Genomic DNA, 20,044 nt, shown 5'->3' with positions numbered 1-20,044 from the left:
TTGAAGGGGGCCAGGGGGGATGTAAAAAAGCAACCTGACTAAGCAGTATTAATCAAAGTATTTTTTAATCCGTGTAAATGCGCCGAAGCCGCATCCGCCTCTGGCGTGATCCGCCTAATTCGCGTGAATCCGCGTGCTATTCTTTGCTTTCGCTTTTTCTTTCAAAAACAAATCCCCTCGCGTAATCGACTCCATCTCGCCCAATCTCGTTTTTTGCTGCGGCAAAGAAAATCCTTCAGTCTGAATTACTTGAATGGCTTCAATAATAGCATTTTTGATTGCATCAATTCTTTCCTGCTTGGATTTTCTGCCCAGCAAATCTTTCAGACTCTTGAGTTCGCCTTCCATGACATGAAAAAAATATGAATGCACATTTTCCGGTGCTGCTTTTTCTTCCAGCAGATAATAAAACAATTCGTAAAAAAGCAATTGCGCTAAATTCTTGCTTTTCCCTGTTTTGTAATCGAAAATGTGAAAGTGCACGGGTGACAAAGTCTGATCTTCAACACGCAAATCTCCCCGACCTTTGATGCGCACTTCTCCGTCGTCGTTTCCGATCAGTGTTTTCGCTTTTCTTTCTTCGGGAGTACTGTAATCTTTCTCCGGAAAAACTTGAATATTTTTTCCTTTGAACATCGCGTCCATTTGCTGAAAAAACCAAAGAAATTGTTGCACAAAAATTTCACGCAAAATCTCATCAAAATAAACGCGGACATAGTTTTGCGGAAATTTGTAGTAATTGGCTTCCGAATTTCTCACTTCGCGAATCGCGCTTTCCACTTTCTCCCGATTCAACAGAGAAAAATCGTATCCCGAAGCTAAGGCTCCTTGCTCATCGATTATTTTTCGCCACACACGATTGAGCGCATCATGGGCAAAATTCCCTAAAAATTTTGCCGAAAAATCTTCCTCAATCTTTCTGGGCGGCTCATCAATTCCGGCGAGGATTTTTAGAAAAAAGACGAACAGATTATTCGTCAACTCGGCGAAGTCGTAGTATGTCAATTCGAGAATTCCATCGGGAAAATCTTTTTCTTTTTTCAAAGGCAGGCGAAAGAAATACTTATTCACACCATTTTTCGGTCCCGCAACTTTGGCCTGGGGCAAAAGAAGCCGATAAACGTCGCTGTAAAATTTATCTTCAATTTCCACAATTTTCGAGCACAGATCGGGGCGGTGAGTTTTCAATTCCTCCGCAAAAGAACTCACGTCTACGTTCTGATCAATATTTTTCAGAGAAAAAAGATACACCCGCTGCGAGTTGAAAATGAGCCGTAAAAAATAGTAGCGTTCCCGCTCACGAATTTCTTCGTAGGTTTTGAGACCAAGCCGACGGCGCTGATTTTCCGTGAACAGAAACGGCGTCTTGCGGCGCCGGAATCACATCCTCGGAAACATTCCACACTGCGACTTGCGAATAACCGATGTTTCGCGTATCCTCCAGATTGGAAACCGAAATCAAACTATCGGCCGCCTGCGGATTGAAAGAAATGCGCTTTGCCTTCAGGTAATCAACAAACAAACGCAACACCCCGGCCGCAACAGCAAGGCTCTTTCCGCGATTCGCATCTCCGAAAAATTGTGCCCAGTCATCATCAAAAAACACCTGTTCGATGGAAACAAAATCGCCGAGAGTCTGAAAAAATATCTCGCGAAGATCCGTGTATCGAAGCTCGAAATCGGAACACATTTTTTCCGGATCAATGCCGTATTGCGGATGATTTATCCAGCGAACCAAACCGTCGATATTTTTGATTTTGATCAGATGTTCCAGAATTCGCAGCAATGGCGCGATGAAATCTCTGGCGTTTTTCCTCTCCCTGACGCGAAAAAATCTTCCCTGAAAATCCACGTGACGAAAATCATCATTGATCAAATCGTAAATTTCACTTAAAATTTTATCCCGGGAAAATTTAGCCTCGCCAAAATTCATGACAAAACGAAAAGTTTCCTCATTGAGCGCGGCAGTGAGAATCGACTGAACCGGCAAAAGAAAATTCTGGCGTTCCGCATCAAAAATCAGGCTGTTGACAATTTCCGAGAGCGTTTGCAACAGGCGGTAAATCGTTGTCTCGGTGAAGCGAGTCTGCGATAACAGGCGAAATTTTTCTGCGGAAAGAAAACGAGCGTAAGGTCTGTCATGAAATCCCACATCCACAACATGATTGATGCCGGAGCTTTGGGCAATTTCGAAAAATTTGAGCAGCATGGAAAAATGATTGGGCGTTTCAAAGAGACGAATCTGCTCCGTACGGACAGAGCCAATTTCATCGATTTCAAAATGGCGCACCGAAAGCGTATTTTTATCCACGACTTCTTCGGGCAACTGGTAATAGAGCCGAACTTCTTTCCCGGCGGCGGCAAATTTTCGCAGCGTGAATTTTTCCAGTTCTGTGTAATAAAACTGATTGACAAAAACGATCCGCTGAAACTCCTCAAAAGCCGACGGCGAAAAATGGCGCGGATTGTAAATGAAAATGACATCGGAAAAATTTTTCGCCGCGATGGATTGGCGATATTGCTCGCGAATTTTGAGCAGCCGCTGGTAAGTCTCCCGCTGCCAGAGAAGAAAATTCTCATCATCGGAAAATCTCTCCGGAGGTCGCTCCGTCGACACCATTTCTTCGTTAAATTCCTCCCACAGCTCGAAAAAATGTCCCGCCAACTCGATTGACTGAAAATAATTTCCCGCGCGAAAATGCTGCCGATCTTCGTCCGAAAGCGCGGCAAAAAATGCCAGCGTGCGTTTTTCCTCTTTGAGCAGCGGTTTGTCCGTCAAAAACGCCAGCTCTTTCAATTCTTCAATCGTCAGAAACTGCGTCTCCGTAAATTCCCATTTACCCTGAAATTGCCGCATGGCAAGCGCCTTGCTGCTCTCCGTGGGAAAAACAAACAGCGAATTTTCCGCAGGTTCGTCTGCCAGAACTTTCTCGATAATATTTTCGCTAAAATTGCAGAAGTAGAAGTCGATGTTTTTCATTGGCAAACTCGTTTGAGATTCAGTAGCAAAATTTGACAGGCCAAGAAAAATGAATGCGGAAATAATATACAAATTTTCAGGGAAAATGTAAAGGAAAATTGATAGGGTGAATTCGAATTCTAAATGCAACAATGTAACTTGATCTTGCCGGTGTCTCTTTCCTCAATTATCAGGCTTTTAGTGGACAGGTTTTTTAAAACATTATCAAGCATTTTTTGCATTCGCCGTTCGCGACCTTAAATTTTTCAACTCAAATTCCTCCTCATACAAAGCTGCAAACACACCAAGTCCGCTAGGCAACTCACAATTTTATGATGAAGACAATTATGGAACAATAATTGCATTTGTAAGAATTAAATTAAATTTTATATTTACCAAATCCAGATTGACTCAAAAAATTTATTATGGTAACATACGGAAGCAAATGATGTTTTATAGACAAATAACGATAATATGCATTTATAGCATTAAAAATAGAGGTGTTTCATTAAAAAAGCTGGTTTAATAGGCAGCAAAAAGCAAGAATTTTTTACACAGTTACAATTATTCCAGTTGAAAATTATGGAATCCGCAAGACGGGTAAACGATAGAATAGCCGCTAAACAATAAAATTTTCTTTCTAATGACGAAATTATTCCGCAAGAGAACAATTTATGAAAATCGAAATTCATTACTTTGAAAAACCAGATTATCTCAGTGTGAAAGTCAGCGGTCAATGGACAACAGAGAATGCGAAAAAATTATTTGAATTAATGCGCGATGAGGCGGACAAGCATGGTCTAACATTACTTTTTCTCGACGCGCGCGGACTTTCGCAACCTGACACTGAAATGACTCGATTCTTTTCCGGAGAGTATTTTGCGAAAGTGTTACCTTTCCCATTCAAGACAGCGATTGTAACAAATCCTGAAATATACAACAAATTTGGCGAGACTGTAGCGCTGAACCGCTGCGCCCAAATCGCCGTTTTCTTTAAAAAAGAAGAAGCCAGGAAATGGCTTATAAAAAAATCCGAAGTGTAAGATCAGGACGACTGCGAATAGCGGGATCCGCCCCCTTGCCTTTTAAATGTCGAAGCAAAAATGTCAGCTTTTTGTTATGCTACCGATAAATTATGCGAAAAGGAAATATGCTATGGAAGAAGAATTAAATTTCACAGCGGACCTCCTCAAAATTGAAGAGAGAATATTCAACTATATTAATCTTGTGTTAGCAATTTATATTACACCTTTGCTAATCACTTCATTATTGAGAATTAATTACACGGGTTTTAAATGGGTGTATATATTTCACATATTCATTGTGGCAATAATTTGGCTGCTATTTCTGTTAAGAAAAAAAACCAAATTCACATCTCGGGTAATAGCGTTCATAATTATTCTATCAACATTATTAATTCCTTCCATTCCTTCATTTGGAGCGCAGGCATATTGGGAAGCGACGGTGATGGTAATTGTATTTATTACAGCCATGTTTTTGGGAAGAAGGGCAGGTTTTCTCTTTTTATCATACGTAGCATTATACATAATTGTTTTTGGTTACTTATTCATCATTAAACCGGCAATTCCAAGTTTTTCTCTCATTCTGAAATCGAGTGTGCTTTATGACTTGCTTTTTCGGTGGTCCTTAATAATTGTCAATTCTCTTATTATTATTTATGCGATAGGCAGATACCGTGATTTTTTCGTAAAATCAATGGAAAATTTTCTTCTTGCGGAAAGAAAGGCTGAAGAAAGCGAAGCCAAATACAAACAGCTTGCCGATGTTACATTTGAAGGTATTGTTATACACGATAAAGGTATTGTTATTGATGTTAATCTTTCATTGGCAAAGATGAGTGGCTATACTCGCGAGGAATTAATTGGAATAAATGTAATGAAATTAGTTCACGAAAAATATCATGCACTTGTCAATGAAAATATTAGTAAAGATTATGCAGAGCCATACGAATTTATCGCGGTCAGGAAAGACGGTTCCACGTTCCCTGTTGAAGTCGAAGCCAGAAATTACAAAACCGAAGATAATAAAACATTAAGAGTTACTGCTGTCAGGGACATTACCAAACGTAAAAAAATAGAAGAGGAGTTGCGAGAGAAAGAAATAAAATACAGCTATCTGTTTAACAACTCACTTGAAACAATATGGGCAACCGACAAGCAATTTAATCTTATATATGTTAATGAAGCTGCTTATAATTTTATGGGATATACTCTCGAGGAATTTATGGGTATGAATCCTGCTGATTATACAGCACCCGAGGGAATGAAATTATTACGGGAAAATGCCGAAAAATTAATTGCAGAATATCAAAAAGGCAAAATACGGCAGGTTAAATTTGAAGTACAACAAACAAAAAAAGACGGAACAGTTATCGATGTTGAGATTACCGGGCAATTACTATTAAATGACAAGGGTGAATTTATTGGTTTTCAGGGTAGGTCAATCGATATTACCGATAGGAAAAAAATAGAAAAGCAGCTTAAAAATCAAACGAAAGAAATAAAGCTGAACAATGAACGATTAGAAAGCTTGCTTGAAATTTCACGTTTCCAGACAAAATCAGTTAAAGAACTATTGGATTTTGCTCTGCATGAGGCGATTCGTCTGACAAACTCCAAAATAGGATTTATTTTCTACTACGACAACGCTACACAGCAGCTCATTCTTAATTCATGGTCGAAAGATGTCATGAAAGAATGCAAAATTGAAGGGTCTAATAATATTTTCGACCTGGCTGATACAGGCTTATGGGCTGAACCGATAAGACAACGAAAGCCAATACTTATAAATGACTATCAGGCCGACAACCCCATGAAACACGGGACCCCGGAAGGACACGTTGAAATTACTAAATATCTTGCTGCTCCCGTATTTTCAGAGAACAATATTGTTGCCATCGTAGCTGTTGCCAATAAGCCCACAGATTATGACGATTCGGATATTCGCCAATTGACTTTGCTAATGGACAATGCGTGGAAAATATCCGAGAGAGTCACGCTTATTGAGGAATTGCAAAATGCCAAAGAAAAAGCCGAAGAAAGCGAAAAATTAAAAACCGAATTCTTACAAAATATTTCGCATGAAGTGCGAACACCGTTGAACGGCATTTTAGGTTTTTCAAATTTCTTAATAGAGCCGGACTTGACGCACAAAGAACGAACCGAGTACCTAAATATAATTCGAAACAGCGGCAATCAACTGTTACGAATAATTGACGACATTATGGAAATATCTCAGCTTGGAACAAAACAAGTAAAAGTAACAAAGAAACAAATTTGTCTGAACAAGTTGCTATCAGAACTATACTCAATTTTTGACATAGAAGCAAAAACGAATAAAATCCCACTGTATTTGAAAAAAGGACTTCCAGATAAGGAGAGTACAATATTAACAGATAAAACAAAATTAGTGAGAATTTTAAACAGTTTACTCGAAAATAGTTTTAAATTTACAAGTGAAGGATTTATTGAATTTGGCTATCTGCTAAAAACGGACAATGAGCCTGCCGAACTGGAAATTTATGTAAAAGACACCGGGATAGGGATAAAACCTGAAAGTCAAAACACTATTTTCGTTCGCTTTTCTCAGGAAGAAAAGGAACTGTCAAAAAAGGTAGGCGGACTTGGTTTAGGCTTATCAATTGCAAAAGAAAATGTAAAATTACTTGGCGGCAACATTACCGTTGAGTCGCAAAAGGGAAAAGGCTCTACCTTTTTTGTCACAATTCCTTATGAACCTGTATATTTAAAGGCAAAAAAAAGAGATTCAAAAGATAACAAACATAAAAAAGATATAAAAAAAGAAAAATACACGGTTCTGATCGCGGAAGACGAAGCAATAAATTATTTATTTCTTGCAATTTTCCTCAAAGAACATGGACCTAATTTAGTAACTTTGCACGCAAGGAACGGTAAGGAAGCCGTTGAAATGTGCAAAAAAAATCCTAAAATTGATTTCGTATTTATGGATTTAAAAATGCCGAGAATGTCTGGCTTTGAAGCAACAAAACTTATCAAAGAATTTCGACCCGAATTACCCATCGTTGCGCAGACAGCCTACTCGACAGAAGAGAAGAGAGAACAGGCACTTTTAGCCGGCTGCGACGATTTCATTTCCAAGCCGATAGAAGAACACACGTTAAAAGAGATAATTGAAAAATATTTTGTGAAATAATCAAATTGCTACTGCCGGAATCGACAATATTTCCAGAAAACGGGAAAGCGATTTTTCCCTTGACTTGCTGCAAGGAAAATTTTATATTGTAAAAAATGTAAAACAATATAAAGAAAGGATTTGCAATGAACGCAAGTGAAAATTCTTTCCAAATATTTCAACAGATTCGATTTCTTTGGGCAACTTGCCTGTTTTCTATCGTCATTTTTAGTTCAGATATTTCAGCAGCAACATTCTCAGCAGGAAGCATTTCTGAATTGCAAGCGGCACTGAATACTGCGGCTGTAAACAGTGAAAATGATACGATCAATTTGTCATCAGGAACCTATAGCGTGAGCTCCACAATCAGATTTTGGTCAGAGGAAGAATTTTCAATTTTGATCACAGGTGAAAGTTCACCGATTTTGGACGGCGGCAATTCGACACAGATTATGGAACTGATCACTGTTTCCGCTGCCGGTCACATCGCGCTCGACGGATTAATTTTTCAAAACGGACACGCTGATTACGGCGGTGCGGTATATGCCGAGACCGAAAATGGGGACATCAGCATCACCAATTGCACGTTGACAGACAATGCGGCTAATTACGTCTGCGGCGGAGCAAATCTCTATTCAATCGCCGGAAATATCCGGGTCTCAAATTGCATTTTCAGAAAAAATACATCGCCAAACACATCCGGCTATCCCTATGGAACCGCAGGCGCGCTATTTGTGCAAACAGAAGGCGAGGGGCCCACGATAAGTGTGACTGATTGCATTTTTGAGGAAAATACAGCACAGCGGGACGCTGCCGGCGCCATGCTCTACCCGATGGGATACAAATCAACAGTCATTGTAAGAAACAATCGATTTTCATCCAACACAGCGAATGAATTCGGCGGCGGCTGTTGGATCAGATGCCCCAATGACAGCGCTGACGTGGAATATTTCGGAAACATCGTCACAGAAAATTCAGCGGCAGAAGCTGGCAGCGGCGGCGGCACATATATTCAAATCACATCAGGGCGCATCAATTTTACCGACAATGTCCACGTGGGCAATAGCGCTGTTTGGCAAGGCGGAGGTTTGTGGATTGAGCATGGCGGCGGGACATTGATAATGCAAAACAATCAATTTTCTGAAAACCATGCGGTTCAGAATGGCGGTGGCGCGAATGTTTTTATTGAAAACGGTAACGTCAGCATCAGCCGCAACATTTTCTACAACAATCAGGCATCTGAATCAGGCGGCGGGTTGTGTTTCTCAACGACAAGCGGGGAATTGAATATCTTCAACAATACATTTTTTTCAAACGCTGCGGCCGACGGCGGCGATACCTATTTTTATTTCGACAATCCATCAGCAAATGTTAATTTCTACAATAATATTTTGTACCAAAGCACATCGCCCGCGCTGTCATTTTCCGGAGCACAAACAGTTGTGGCAAAATATTCGGATATTGACGGCGGAACAGGAGCATCATGGTTCGGTGCAGGCTGTCTGGATTCAGACCCGAAATTTTCAGACGCGGCAAATGGTGATTTTCATCTGACATGGCAAAATTTTCCTACCCCGGACGGGACAAAATCTCCCTGCATCGACACCGGTGATCCGGCATCTGCTCACGATCCGGATGGATCCGTTGCCGACATGGGAGCCCTTTACTTTGACCAAACGACAGGAATTATGGAAAAAATTTCGGACATCAAAGTAAACCGCTTCCAGTTATTACCAAATTACCCGAATCCATTCAACTCGTCAACAGCGATAAAATTTTCAATCAGCAAACCGGAGCACATTACTCTTTCCGTGTACAATGTATCCGGTCAGTTGATTGCTATTCTTGTTGACGAGTTCAAAACTTCAGGCAGCTATTCAGTGGTGTGGAACGCCGGACTGGTGAATTCAGGGATCTATTTCTGCAAATTGGAAGCCGGTCAATTTAAAGCAACCCGAAAGCTCTTTTTGATAAAGTAGCTTGCTGAAAAACTTAATTCAAATGATTCTTTCACTTTTTCGGCAGCCATTTAATTTAATTGTCCCGAACACAAGTTAAAAAAAGTCACCTATAATTTTCAAAAAATAGCCCTGTCCCCTATTAATCAAGGAGAAACCAATGAGAAAACTCATCCCTCTGATCCTTTTATCTCTCTTACTCATTTTTTGTCACAAAAGCCAGCAAACCAACGATCCAAATTTTACGGTCACGAAAGATGACGGGAATTGGCTATTTCTTAACAAAGAAGATGTTTCAAACGGCACTTATCATACCAAACATGCGGAGGTGTTTGGCAAATATGTTTCCGGCTACAATGTTTACGTTTTACGCGCCATAGACATCGTGCAATCGACCGCCCCTGATGGTGGCGGTTATTTTATCGGCATTCATGCTGATCCGCCCGAGTCTCCCATCGGCTATAACCTTCAACTTTTCGATAAACCGTTATTGGAAGCGCCAAGACCAACGAGCTATTGCAGTGGCTCGACTTACGCGGCATTCATTGAAAGTTTGAATTTGATGTTCAAAAACAGACCTCACGTTTTGTCAGGAGAAAGATATGAAGCTCTGAATCTCTGAGAATGCAGGAACTTGACGGTGGCAGACGGGAAGATCATGTGAAATTCTGGGGAAAATGGAACGCAGACGGCTACGGGAACCATTTTGCCTTAGTTCAATATTCCGCTATGGGAAAGAAAATCGATCCCATTAATGCGCGCCCGGGAGATTTTCTCAATATTTCCTGGAAAAAAGGCGGCGGACACTCGGTCATTTTTTTGGGCTGGTACATCAATGAAGATAATGAAAAATGTGTCGTTTATTGGTCCAGCCAGAGAGGCACAAACGGCCTGGGAGATGCCATAGTTCCCATCAGCAGAATCGAGGAAGTGATGTTCGTCCGACTGACAGCGCCTGAAAATGTTTTTAACTTTGACGTTGATAAACAAATAGATACTTCTGTAAAAGGAAATTCAATAGATTGGACTATTGTTGGCTAACAAGTGTTGATTTTTACTCTGTTACGCAAGTCTTATTCTAATTTCAAATTCACAGAATTGGACTCCGCTTTGATTGGCTAACTTATTAATTAAAATATAATTTATAAAACAGAAAGGACAACCATGCTTGAAGACTATATTTGGTTTATCTGGTCGTTGGGACTGATTGTTATCTGGTCCATTATTTTTGTCTCTTATAAAAAAGTCAGGCGGAGAATGCTCTGGGCGAGTTTGCTAACCATGCCGTTTGGCTTGACCGAACCGCTTTTTGTGCCCGAATACTGGAATCCGCCGTCGTTGTTCAACCTGGCGCACACCACGGGGTTTGACCTGGAAAGCCTGATCTTTTGTTTCGGTATTGGCGGACTGGGCATTGTGTTGTATGATATTATCTTTAAAGTCCAACATGAAAAAATGGACTGGACTGAACGGCATGATCGACATCATCGCTTTCATTTGTTTGCCTTGATTTCGCCTGTGGTCTTCTTTCTTATTTTTTATTTTGCTACTGGCTGGAATGCAATCTACAGCGGTAGTCTATCCATGTTTTTAGCAGGGCTGGCTGCGCTCTGGTGCCGTCCCGATCTGAAGCTGAAAATCTGGATCGGCGGGCTTATTTTTTTGCTGTTCTATTTTGTTTACTTCTTTTTGCTGGATATATTGAATCCAGGCTATGTGGAACGCGTCTGGACGTTGTCCGCGATTTCAGGGATTGTGTTTTTAGGCATTCCGATCGAAGAACTATTATTCGCATTTACGTTCGGCATGTTGTGGTCGAGCTATTACGAACACCTTAACTGGTACAAATTGAAACCGAAATCGGGACATTCAAGTTAGCCAATAACTTTGACAATATCGTACAACCACGATAAGATTTGTAGAATATTCTACAAACACAAATATTTACAGAAATCGAATGTTTGGCAGAACCAATTGATATTTAAGATGTTATGACAATTCAAGACTTTGGCATGTAAATTGAATAATAACCATTGGTAAATACTCAAATGAAAGAGGGTAAAACAATGGAATGGCTATCAGAAAATTGGTTCTGGGTAATAATTTTTATCTTATTTATTGTGATGCATCTTTTCGGTCATGGGCATGGTTCTCATGGTGGACATGATCATGGCTCTCATCACGATAAAGATACTGATCATCAGCAGCATTCAAAACATGACTCGGATGATCATAAACACCATCATTAAATTTTTTATCATAATCAAACGAATTGCCAACGGATTGATGAATCCACCAGGTATTCACCCATTGAGGTTCTCCGTTGTTGATTCAACGAATTGTAGCAATCTGCAAATAAAGGAGTTATTGTTATGTTAAACATAAAAGTAACCACTTGGTCGCTGGGCATTTTTACAGCGTTTAGTTTCATTCTCTGCGTCATTTATGGTCTGATAACTCCCCAAAGCATTCACATGCACCAGTTTCTGGAAAACGTTCTTCCAGCTTTTAAATGGCTGACGTTTGGCGGATTTGTCCTGGGCTTGGTTGAAAGCTTTTTATGGGGCGTTTATGCAGGATTGGTTTTTGTGCCCATTCATAATTTCTTTTTCAAGAGATGGGTCATTAATAAAAAATAGCGGAAGAAAAAAGATCTGGGCTATTGAAGGATCGCGGAAATGAGAATAGATAAAAATACAGATGCATTATCAAATAGATTGTTGCGGGATAAAACAAGCAGGCCAGAAGATGTAAAGACCTGGTTTGGTTTAAGTGGAAAAGTAAAAGTGAACAACGGGATTTTGCATCGAGCCGGCGTTATTATTATTATTCCGCATCCGCCAATCGTGAATTGGTTCTTAAGATCGCGCCTGGCAAAATCAGATAAACTTACGTTGTCTTATGATCACGAATTCGGCCATCTACAAACGATGCCAATTTTTATGATTTATTTGCTTTTGCTCTTTGTAATTCAGTGGAGGATATACAGATCATTTGATTGGTTAAATATTGTGATTATTGTAATTGCTTCACATGCGCTGTGGGAATTCGTGTCTGAACTTTCTGTCATTATAAAATTGAGAAATAGCTATTTTGACATTTATCGAAAAAAGCTAATAAATCCAATAATATTTGCATTTATTATGATTGGGTTGAATTTGATTTATTGGTGGAAGATATAAATTAACTAAAATTGGTCAAAAGCGTAAAATATGTGGGAGAGATTAAAGTATACGATACTGATCCTGGTGCTGGTAATTGTGGGAGGAACATTTGGGTTCTGGATTTTGGAAGATCATGTTACTTCGTTGTTGGATTCTTTTTTCTTCACGCTGGTAACAGTAACCACGGTGGGTTATGGCGATATAACCCCACAGACGATAGCCGGGAAAATATTAGCTATTGCGGTTATTTTATTAGGAGTGGGTGCAGCATTGTCCGCCATTCAAACTGTTTTTGGAACGATCGTTCGCAAAAGAATCAGGGAGGAATTGAATTTGCCCGAAAAAATAATTGAAAAATCTAACCATGCAATTGTGTGCGGTTTTGGCATGGTGGGAAAAGCAGTGGTGAGAAATTTACAGCAGAGTAAAAAATCATACATTGTTATTGAGAATAACAATTCCCGCGTGGAGGCAATGGTTGAGTTGAATATTCCTGTAATCGAAGGCGACGCTCGAGAAGAAAGTGTGCTGGAACGCGCTAACATAAAAACAGCTAACAGCCTTTTTGCAACTTTTGATGATTCATCAAACGTCTTTGTGGCACTGACAGCTAAAATTCTAAATCCGCAGCTTAAGGTTGTCTGTAAAGTTGAAGACCTGACCAATGAACCAAAGATGCGCAAAGCTGGAGCCGATGAGGTCATCGCCTGTCATGATGTGGGAGCTCGAATGATGATTCAGGCTGCTGAAACAAAATAAGGAAATCATAAATGCAACAAACCGAATTAACCCGGCAAAAATACAATCGCCATGCCAGATTCTATAATTTAACCGAAATCCCCATGGAGCTGGTCCTGTTCAGACGCTGGCGCAGGCGATTGCTTGAAAATCTCGACGGACAAAGGATTCTGGAGATCGGCGTGGGAACAGGGAAAAATTTAAAATATTATCCAGAAAACGCTACTGTAGTCGGTATAGATTTGAGCGAGGGGATGATGGCAAAAGCCATACCCATTGCTCAATCAAAAGGGATTGCTCTTGCCCAGATGGATGCTGAACGGCTGGCTTTCCCTGATGCTACGTTTGAAGCCGTTGTCGCTACTTTTGTGTTTTGTTCTGTGCCAGATCCTGTTGCCGGGTTCAAAGAAATCAAACGGGTGCTAAAACCAGGCGGACAGGTAATATTGCTGGAGCATGTGCTACCGGAAAATCGGTTACTGGCGTGGCTTTTCAATCGGTTGAATAATTTTACCGTGAAACAGAGCGGAGTTCATATTAATAGAAAAACCGCGGCTAATATTCGTAAAGCAGGGCTACAAATCCTGTATGAAAAAAATTTGTTTGGGACTATTTTTAAAAGATTCAATACAAAATAAAAAACTATAACTGAGATAGTATCTGAATAGTTACTAAAAATCACGATTAAAACCATAAAAGCAGCTCAAGATTTTGCCCGGGGCTGCTTTTTGTTATTGTAGAATATTGTTGTAGAATATTCTACAAACAGACATTTACCTTGAAAATATGAATAATGGCTAAAAGTAATAACTTCTTGTTATTTTGGTGGTTAACAACATCGTAATTTCTGGCATAAGTTTTGTTGTGGATAATTTCACGCCTGGGGTATAGTAATTTATCGTAAATTTCAGGGAGGTGAGAACAATGTCAGACGCGTTTATTATAATTATTGTTTTCGGTTTGCTTTTTTATTTGCTGCGTCGTGGCGGTGGGCATGGTAGGGGCTGCTGTGGTGGACACAATCATGAGGAGCATGGTGAGGAACATCAGCACCCGCAAAAAGAACAGGGTGAAAACAAAAAACGATTTTAAAATTAATGTTAAACCTGGATTTAATAAAGGTGAAATTTATCTGGGGGCAATACCAATGAAACAAAAGTCACTATTTATTTCCCTGACCGTTTTCTTTCTGTCATTCAGTGTGCTGATTCTTGAGATATCCCTGACCCGAATTTTTTCAGTGATTTTAGCCTATCATTATGTCTTTATGGTGATTTCGCTGGCGTTGTTCGGGCTTGGGGTCGGTGGTTTGGTTATCCATTACTGGCAGCGAAAATTCAGCAGCGAGAAAAGAGAAACCTGGCTCCCAGCAGGTATTGCCACAGGATATGCCCTGTTGGCAGCGGCGTCTGTCGTTGCCATTATTCAACTTCCTGTTGTGGGCAATATTCTGGTTTACTTTTTTATTGCCCTGTTGCCGTTTATCTTTGCGGGTGCTTTTTTTGCTAAAATATTTCGGGATTGGTCGCATGTCGCAAGCAAGATCTACTTTGCCGATCTCATCGGCGCGGCACTGGGCTCGCTGGCGTTCCTATTTTTTATCAATCACATCGGCGGTGTGAATACGGCACTATTAGCGTCAGGGCTGGGGGTGATTGCGGCGCTCATTATTACATTTTCCGGTTCTTCTCGCACCACTCTCAAATTAATTTTTACAGGTATTTTAGCAGTGCCCGCAGTTATTCTGCTATTAAATCTGACCGCTCAAATATCAATTCGTGTTCCCGTTTCCAGGAATTTAAATAAAGATCTCTATCGCGTAATGCAAACACCTGGGACAGACATGAAGATTATCGACAGCCGCTGGAGCTCTTTTGGCAGAACGGATCTGCTTCAGGATAAAGACGATCCCATGTCGATGAGTATTTTTATTGATGGCGCGGCAGGGACGCCGATGTATCGATTCAATGGTGATATTAGCGATACCACGAACCAGGCGTTGTTATATTTAAATTATTATTCAGGATATTTCCCGTTATTATTTTTAAGGCAGGATCAAAAGGATAATGCAGTCGCTATCGGCGCTGGCGGGGGACGTGATGTTTTATTATTGCTCAAGGCAGGCATCAAACAAATCACGGCTGTGGAAGTTAATCGGAATGCAGTGGCTATCGTGAAAGATTATGCTAACTTTAATGGCGGGCTGTATAGCAATTACCCGGGCGTTAATGTTATCACTGAAGAAGGCAGGTATTTTTTAAAGCGATCTCGGGAAAAATATGACATTATTTTTCTCAGCCTGCCAATTTCAAAAACGGGAAGCAGCTTGAACAGTTTCGCCCTGAATGAAAACACACTGTTTACCACAGGTTCGATTCTGGATTATTACGACCATCTTACGCCCGAGGGGCAACTGGTGGTAGTAGCGCATCACATGCCAGAAATTTATAAGCTCGTATTTACCAGTATTAAAGCATTGCAAGAACGTGGCTTGAATACCCAGCAAACCATGAAACACATTATGACGGCAGGTCCCCAGATGATGCCCGTATTTGTTCTAAAAAAACGAGAATTTACCAAAGAGGAAAGCAACGTTATTCACCCGGCCATTCATGCGTTTAGGTTTAGCAACGAGACCATGTTTCTTCCCCACATCCAGCAGGTTATCCTGCGCCCATCGGATAATATTCGAGGTCTGCAGGAAATCGCCATGATGAACAATGTGCTGGTTGCCATGGCAGAGGGCAGAATCGAATTCGAGCAGGTGTTAAATAGCGCTCCTATCGACTTGCGTCCGCCGACCGATGATCGTCCTTTCTTCTACAAAACTGAGCTGGGACTACCGCCACCATTAGGATTTTTATTCTGGCTTTCGCTTGGAATCCTGGGAATCATTTTTTTTGTACCTTTTCAGGGGATAAAAAAGGATCTTTTTGATAAACAGAAAAACGGGATTCGTTTTGCCCTGTTGTTTCTACTGCTGGGTATCGGCTTTATGATGATTGAGCTGGCACTGTTCCAGCGATTCACCATTTACCTGGGGCAGCCCGCCATGACATTATCAGTGCTGCTGTTTTCGTTGCTATTGGGAACGGCACTGGGAAGTTTATTTTCAGGTTTGTTTAAAAATGTTTCGGGCGGGAAATTAATTATGATCAGTGCGTTTGTTATTGTCGGATTGATCATCGCCTATCTCCTTTTGTTACCGATATTAACAGAAAAAATGCTGAATTTGAACCTGGCCGCCAGACTGCTCGTAACTATGCTGTTGATATTGGTGCCTGGATTTTTTATGGGATTTCCGTTTCCCACAGGCATCCGCTTGTTAAAAGAAAATAAGCTGCAGGACATTATCCCCTGGATGTGGGGCTTAAATGGAGCAACTGCAGTTGTTGGAGCGGTATTATCGATTATGATAGCAATCGCCGTTGGATACAACTGGGTGTTAATTATTGGGGGCATTGCTTATTTTGTGATTGGAGCTTTGTTTCTGCCCAAAAAAATATAACCGGAGGAAGTGAAAGACAGGGTAAAAGATCCTGTATGCGGGAAGACTGTAGATGAAAAAGCATCCGCCGCAAAGGTAGAATATTGAAATTTATTTGTATTTTGGGATTTGATATTTGGAAATTCAATTCTGTATCTATAATTGTCTGAATATTCGCTAAATTAAACATATAGACAAAAATACTCGACTCAAACAAAATGACGCAAAATACAACTTCAGATAACCGTTCGTTCATTCTTGCTTCGTCGCCACATATTGTGGCGGACACAGGTATTCCTCAGATCATGCGGAATGTGATCTGGGCATTATTGCCTGCCAGTGCTGCTGCGATATATTTATTCGGTTTTAAGGCGTTGATATTAATTGTGGTTTGCGTTTCATTCTCGCTGTTAACCGAGTTTCTTTTTAATATCGGCAGAAAAAAGCCCGTCTCATTGAAAGACGGCAGCGCAGTGATTACAGGACTATTGCTGGCTTTGACACTGCCGCCAGCTTTTCCGCCCTGGGCAGCAGCCATTGGCGCCGTCGTAGCGATCGGACTGGGAAAACAAATATTTGGCGGGTTGGGGTACAATATCTTCAACCCGGCACTCATTGGCAGGGCGTTTCTGCAGGCGTCATTCCCCGTGCTCATCACCACCTGGTCGGCGCCCAGCACTTTAGCGGCTCAAGCGCTGGATGCGGTCACCACGGCAACCCCGCTGGCAGTGATGAAATTTCAACACCAGTACACACCCTATCTCAAGCTTTTTGTGGGAAACATCTCGGGTTCTTTGGGCGAAACATCGGCGCTGGCATTGCTCATCGGCGCGGCATTTTTATTTTACAAACGAATTATCGGTTGGCGCATTCCCGTTGCCTACCTGGGAACGGTAGTCGTAGTCGGCGGCTTTTTCTGGCTCATTCTGCCAGAAAAATGTGCGGATCCGCTGTTTCAACTATTGTCAGGCGGGTTAGTACTTGGCGCTTTTTTCATGGCGACCGATATGGTAACCACTCCTGTTACTCCAACGGGACGGCTCGTATTCGGTGCTGGCGCAGGTGTGCTGTTGGTGCTCATCAGAAACTTTGGCGGGCTCACCGAGGGGGTCATGTACTCCATTTTATTGATGAACGGACTCACCCCGCTCATTGATCAATATACAAAACCAAAAATTTTTGGGAGCCACCCAAAATGAAAAAAGTAACGCAAATGATTGCTGTGTTGACCATCGTGGGGTTATTTTCGGCTGTTTCGCTGGTGAGTATGTTTAACTATGCGCAGCCATTGATTGAAGCAAATCGCCAGCGAGAATTGCAGGCAGCCATAATTACGGTTTTGCCTGATGCCAGTTCCTACCAGGTGATCAATGAAAAGGAGGGAATTTACCAGGGTCTTGATGCTGACGGCAATCCAACGGATTATGCTTTTATTGCCGAGGGCAGCGGTTACCAGGGAAAAATCCGCATGATGGTAGGAATCAATCGGGAATTGACAACGCTCAAGGGATTGGAAGTGCTGGAAAATATTGAAACGCCCGGATTGGGCGCAAAGATCGATGAGCCTGATTTTAAGGCGCAGTTTGTCGGATTAAGTGTTTTGCCACAGATCGAGTATGTCCAGAACCGAAAACCTAACAAGCCTAATGCCATTCGGGCAATTACTGGCGCCACGATTTCGTCCCGAGCTGTGGTGAGAACGCTGAACAAAGACATTGAACGGATTAGGAAAATATTAGCAGCTAAAGATAAAATTTCATACTTGCCCGAAAGGAGGTGAGAAAAATGGTTAAAGATCCTGTGTGCGGCATGATGATGGATGAAAAAGAAGCCACTGCTACTGCTGAATATAAAAACAAGTCTTATTACTTTTGCAGCTCACATTGTAAAATGTCATTCGACAAAGAGCCTGAAAAGTACATCGGAGAAGAAAAGCATGGCCAACATTACCACCATTAGTCGTTTTTGCTTTTAGACCAATGATGATCATTCACGATTAATTGGAGATAAGTAGGATGAACATTGGTGTAATCATGGAGTGCAGAACGTGGAGTGAAAAATCAACAAATATTCGCTCCACGGTTTGCGCGATCCCTGTGTTTTCGCAAGGGTGATAAATCAACAAAATCAGTACTCCATTTAAATTATCGAAATATTCGATTTCATGATAAAAGCAACATTAAACAGAAAAAATTGAAAAGGGAATTCATGAGATCCTGGCAACTCTATGTTGATTTTGTCAAAGGTCTCTGGCGGGAGAACCCTGTCTTTCGCCAGATTTTGGGTATGTGTCCTACGCTGGCAGTTACCAATTCAGCAATTAACGGGCTGTCCATGGGACTGGCAACAACTTTTGTCGTGGTCGCTTCGGGAATTGTCATTTCCAGTTTTCGGCGGCTTATTCCCAACCAGGTACGAATCGCCACATTTACGGTGATTATTGCCACCTTTGTCACTGTGGCGGATTTGTTTTTAGCGGCAAAATTTCCAGCGATCAGCAAAGCCCTGGGCCCCTACGTGCCGCTGATAGTGGTTAACTGCCTGATTCTGGGCAGGCAGGAACAATTTGCATCTAAAAACCCAGTCATTCGTTCTTTAGCCGATACCTTTGGCATGGGATTGGGTTTTACCTGGGCGCTAATTCTGTTAGGCAGCATTCGAGAACTGCTCGGTTCAGGATCGATTTTTAATGTACAAATTTTAGGAGATTGGTTCCGCCCCTGGATTATTATGATTTTACCCGCAGGCGCATTCATCACATTGGGAATTTTGATTGGGTTGATGAATACTTTTTCGGGCACAGTAGCCAAAAGTACCCATCATCATTAGAGTTTGATTTGGATTTTAGAAAAGAGCTAATGAATAAATTCCAAAATTCAAATGATAAAAAACAAATAAATTTCAAAAACCAAATATCGAAATTCCAAACAAGTTTGGGTCATTGAAGTTTTGAATTTAAGATTTATTTGTTATTGGGAATTTTAGCTCTGATTCCATTGCTCGGAGCGATGGAATCAGTAAATAAGTAACAACAAATAGCAGGCTAAAAAATGGACGTATTACTCATTTTCATCGCTGCCGCCGTCACCAACAATTTCGTGCTGACCTATTTTCTGGGCATCTGTCCCTTTATCGGCGTCTCGGGTCGCATGGATTCAGCTATCGGGTTGGGGCTGGCAACCACCTTTGTGATGACCCTGACGGCAGCCGTGACCTGGATGATCAATGCTTTTATTCTGGTTCCGTTCAAGGTTCCGTTTCTGGAATACGTTTCCTTCATCATTGTGATCGCTTCACTGGTGCAGATCGTGGAAATGGTGTTGCGCAAGCACGTACCCGTACTATATCGGTCACTGGGTATTTTTCTGCCGCTGATTACCACCAATTGCGCTATCCTGGGATTGGCGCTATTCATGGTGCTCAGGGAATACAATTTCATTCAAGCGGTCGTTTTCGGCTTTGGTGCTGGCGTCGGTTTTACGCTGGCGCTGCTGATCATGGCAGGTATCCGAGAGCGGTTGGAATTCGCCGACGTCCCTAAACCACTACAGGGAGCAGCGATTAC

19 protein-coding genes are annotated in these 20,044 nt (G+C 41.4%); 16 read left to right on the top strand and 3 right to left on the bottom strand.

Going from position 1 to position 20,044, the window contains the following annotated elements:
• Window positions 1-114 precede the first annotated feature (114 nt).
• Both GXO74_00800 and GXO74_00795 read right to left on the bottom strand, forming a co-directional pair.
• Window positions 115-1,188 (bottom strand): PD-(D/E)XK nuclease family protein, encoded by a 1,074-nt coding sequence (locus GXO74_00800; GenBank protein NOZ60197.1) that lies wholly within the window; start codon window positions 1,186-1,188, stop codon window positions 115-117.
• 109 nt (window positions 1,189-1,297) lie between these two features.
• On the bottom strand, window positions 1,298-2,980 hold the full coding sequence (locus GXO74_00795; GenBank protein ID NOZ60196.1) for a hypothetical protein: 1,683 nt from the start codon (window positions 2,978-2,980) through the stop codon (window positions 1,298-1,300).
• A gap of 653 nt (window positions 2,981-3,633) precedes the next feature.
• Here GXO74_00795 and GXO74_00790 point away from each other — a divergent pair.
• The 6 genes from GXO74_00790 to GXO74_00765 all read left to right on the top strand — a co-directional run bounded on the left by GXO74_00790 (window position 3,634) and on the right by GXO74_00765 (window position 10,968).
• Window positions 3,634-4,002 carry an STAS/SEC14 domain-containing protein gene (locus GXO74_00790; protein ID NOZ60195.1) on the top strand — a complete coding sequence of 123 codons (369 nt, stop codon included), beginning with the start codon at window positions 3,634-3,636 and terminating at the stop codon, window positions 4,000-4,002.
• Window positions 4,003-4,114: 112 nt separating this feature from the next.
• Window positions 4,115-7,153 (top strand): PAS domain S-box protein, encoded by a 3,039-nt coding sequence (locus tag GXO74_00785; protein ID NOZ60194.1) that lies wholly within the window; start codon window positions 4,115-4,117, stop codon window positions 7,151-7,153.
• 125 nt (window positions 7,154-7,278) lie between these two features.
• Window positions 7,279-9,111, top strand: coding sequence for a T9SS type A sorting domain-containing protein (locus GXO74_00780; protein NOZ60193.1), 1,833 nt, complete (start codon window positions 7,279-7,281; stop codon window positions 9,109-9,111).
• A 139-nt stretch (window positions 9,112-9,250) separates the two neighbouring features.
• Window positions 9,251-9,712 (top strand): hypothetical protein, encoded by a 462-nt coding sequence (locus tag GXO74_00775; GenBank protein NOZ60192.1) that lies wholly within the window; start codon window positions 9,251-9,253, stop codon window positions 9,710-9,712.
• Between the two features lie 2 nt (window positions 9,713-9,714).
• Window positions 9,715-10,131, top strand: a complete 417-nt coding sequence (locus tag GXO74_00770; GenBank protein NOZ60191.1) for a hypothetical protein — start codon at window positions 9,715-9,717, stop codon at window positions 10,129-10,131.
• Between the two features lie 123 nt (window positions 10,132-10,254).
• Window positions 10,255-10,968, top strand: a complete 714-nt coding sequence (locus tag GXO74_00765; GenBank protein NOZ60190.1) for a hypothetical protein — start codon at window positions 10,255-10,257, stop codon at window positions 10,966-10,968.
• A 237-nt stretch (window positions 10,969-11,205) separates the two neighbouring features.
• On the opposite strand, the gene GXO74_00760 is transcribed toward GXO74_00765, so the two are convergent.
• Entirely contained in the window at window positions 11,206-11,397 is a 192-nt protein-coding gene (locus GXO74_00760) for a hypothetical protein (GenBank protein NOZ60189.1), read from the bottom strand.
• 65 nt (window positions 11,398-11,462) lie between these two features.
• Between GXO74_00760 and GXO74_00755 the strand changes: the two genes are divergently transcribed.
• The 10 genes from GXO74_00755 to GXO74_00710 form a co-directional block, all read left to right on the top strand.
• Entirely contained in the window at window positions 11,463-11,729 is a 267-nt protein-coding gene (locus GXO74_00755) for a hypothetical protein (protein NOZ60188.1), read from the top strand.
• 39 nt (window positions 11,730-11,768) lie between these two features.
• Window positions 11,769-12,272, top strand: a complete 504-nt coding sequence (locus tag GXO74_00750; protein ID NOZ60187.1) for a hypothetical protein — start codon at window positions 11,769-11,771, stop codon at window positions 12,270-12,272.
• Between the two features lie 30 nt (window positions 12,273-12,302).
• The gene (locus tag GXO74_00745) at window positions 12,303-13,013 is read left to right on the top strand and encodes a potassium channel family protein (GenBank protein NOZ60186.1); all 711 of its coding nucleotides are present in this window, start codon (window positions 12,303-12,305) and stop codon (window positions 13,011-13,013) included.
• A gap of 11 nt (window positions 13,014-13,024) precedes the next feature.
• Window positions 13,025-13,630, top strand: coding sequence for a class I SAM-dependent methyltransferase (locus tag GXO74_00740; GenBank protein ID NOZ60185.1), 606 nt, complete (start codon window positions 13,025-13,027; stop codon window positions 13,628-13,630).
• 356 nt (window positions 13,631-13,986) lie between these two features.
• On the top strand, window positions 13,987-16,500 hold the full coding sequence (locus GXO74_00735) for a hypothetical protein (GenBank protein NOZ60184.1): 2,514 nt from the start codon (window positions 13,987-13,989) through the stop codon (window positions 16,498-16,500).
• A 197-nt stretch (window positions 16,501-16,697) separates the two neighbouring features.
• Window positions 16,698-17,678 (top strand): RnfABCDGE type electron transport complex subunit D, encoded by a 981-nt coding sequence (locus GXO74_00730; protein NOZ60183.1) that lies wholly within the window; start codon window positions 16,698-16,700, stop codon window positions 17,676-17,678.
• On the top strand, window positions 17,675-18,259 hold the full coding sequence (locus GXO74_00725) for an FMN-binding protein (GenBank protein NOZ60182.1): 585 nt from the start codon (window positions 17,675-17,677) through the stop codon (window positions 18,257-18,259). Before GXO74_00730 ends, GXO74_00725 begins: the two co-directional genes overlap by 4 nt.
• Before the next feature lie 5 nt (window positions 18,260-18,264).
• Window positions 18,265-18,438 (top strand): YHS domain-containing protein, encoded by a 174-nt coding sequence (locus GXO74_00720; protein NOZ60181.1) that lies wholly within the window; start codon window positions 18,265-18,267, stop codon window positions 18,436-18,438.
• A gap of 249 nt (window positions 18,439-18,687) precedes the next feature.
• A complete protein-coding gene (locus GXO74_00715) occupies window positions 18,688-19,308 on the top strand; it encodes an electron transport complex subunit E (protein NOZ60180.1) in 621 nt (206 codons plus the stop codon).
• A 221-nt stretch (window positions 19,309-19,529) separates the two neighbouring features.
• On the top strand, window positions 19,530-20,044 hold a 515-nt coding region (locus GXO74_00710), incomplete at its 3' end, for an RnfABCDGE type electron transport complex subunit A (protein ID NOZ60179.1).

The organism is Calditrichota bacterium (assembly GCA_013152715.1).
Classification (GTDB): Bacteria; Zhuqueibacterota; Zhuqueibacteria; order Thermofontimicrobiales; family Thermofontimicrobiaceae; genus 4484-87.
The sequence above is the reverse complement of the archived record's forward strand: the minus strand, read 5'-3'. Positions and strand labels throughout refer to the sequence as shown.

Coding starts and splice junctions, on each gene's coding strand:
- GXO74_00785 (NOZ60194.1), top strand. CDS start 4,115: ATGGAAGAAGAATTAAATTTCACAGCGGACCTCCTCAAAATTGAAGAG.
- GXO74_00740 (NOZ60185.1), top strand. CDS start 13,025: ATGCAACAAACCGAATTAACCCGGCAAAAATACAATCGCCATGCCAGA.
- GXO74_00795 (NOZ60196.1), bottom strand. CDS start 2,980: ATGAAAAACATCGACTTCTACTTCTGCAATTTTAGCGAAAATATTATC.
- GXO74_00755 (NOZ60188.1), top strand. CDS start 11,463: ATGTTAAACATAAAAGTAACCACTTGGTCGCTGGGCATTTTTACAGCG.
- GXO74_00765 (NOZ60190.1), top strand. CDS start 10,255: ATGCTTGAAGACTATATTTGGTTTATCTGGTCGTTGGGACTGATTGTT.
- GXO74_00745 (NOZ60186.1), top strand. CDS start 12,303: ATGTGGGAGAGATTAAAGTATACGATACTGATCCTGGTGCTGGTAATT.
- GXO74_00730 (NOZ60183.1), top strand. CDS start 16,698: ATGACGCAAAATACAACTTCAGATAACCGTTCGTTCATTCTTGCTTCG.
- GXO74_00735 (NOZ60184.1), top strand. CDS start 13,987: ATGGTAGGGGCTGCTGTGGTGGACACAATCATGAGGAGCATGGTGAGG.
- GXO74_00725 (NOZ60182.1), top strand. CDS start 17,675: ATGAAAAAAGTAACGCAAATGATTGCTGTGTTGACCATCGTGGGGTTA.
- GXO74_00770 (NOZ60191.1), top strand. CDS start 9,715: ATGCAGGAACTTGACGGTGGCAGACGGGAAGATCATGTGAAATTCTGG.
- GXO74_00715 (NOZ60180.1), top strand. CDS start 18,688: ATGAGATCCTGGCAACTCTATGTTGATTTTGTCAAAGGTCTCTGGCGG.
- GXO74_00775 (NOZ60192.1), top strand. CDS start 9,251: ATGAGAAAACTCATCCCTCTGATCCTTTTATCTCTCTTACTCATTTTT.
- GXO74_00780 (NOZ60193.1), top strand. CDS start 7,279: ATGAACGCAAGTGAAAATTCTTTCCAAATATTTCAACAGATTCGATTT.
- GXO74_00750 (NOZ60187.1), top strand. CDS start 11,769: ATGAGAATAGATAAAAATACAGATGCATTATCAAATAGATTGTTGCGG.
- GXO74_00720 (NOZ60181.1), top strand. CDS start 18,265: ATGGTTAAAGATCCTGTGTGCGGCATGATGATGGATGAAAAAGAAGCC.
- GXO74_00790 (NOZ60195.1), top strand. CDS start 3,634: ATGAAAATCGAAATTCATTACTTTGAAAAACCAGATTATCTCAGTGTG.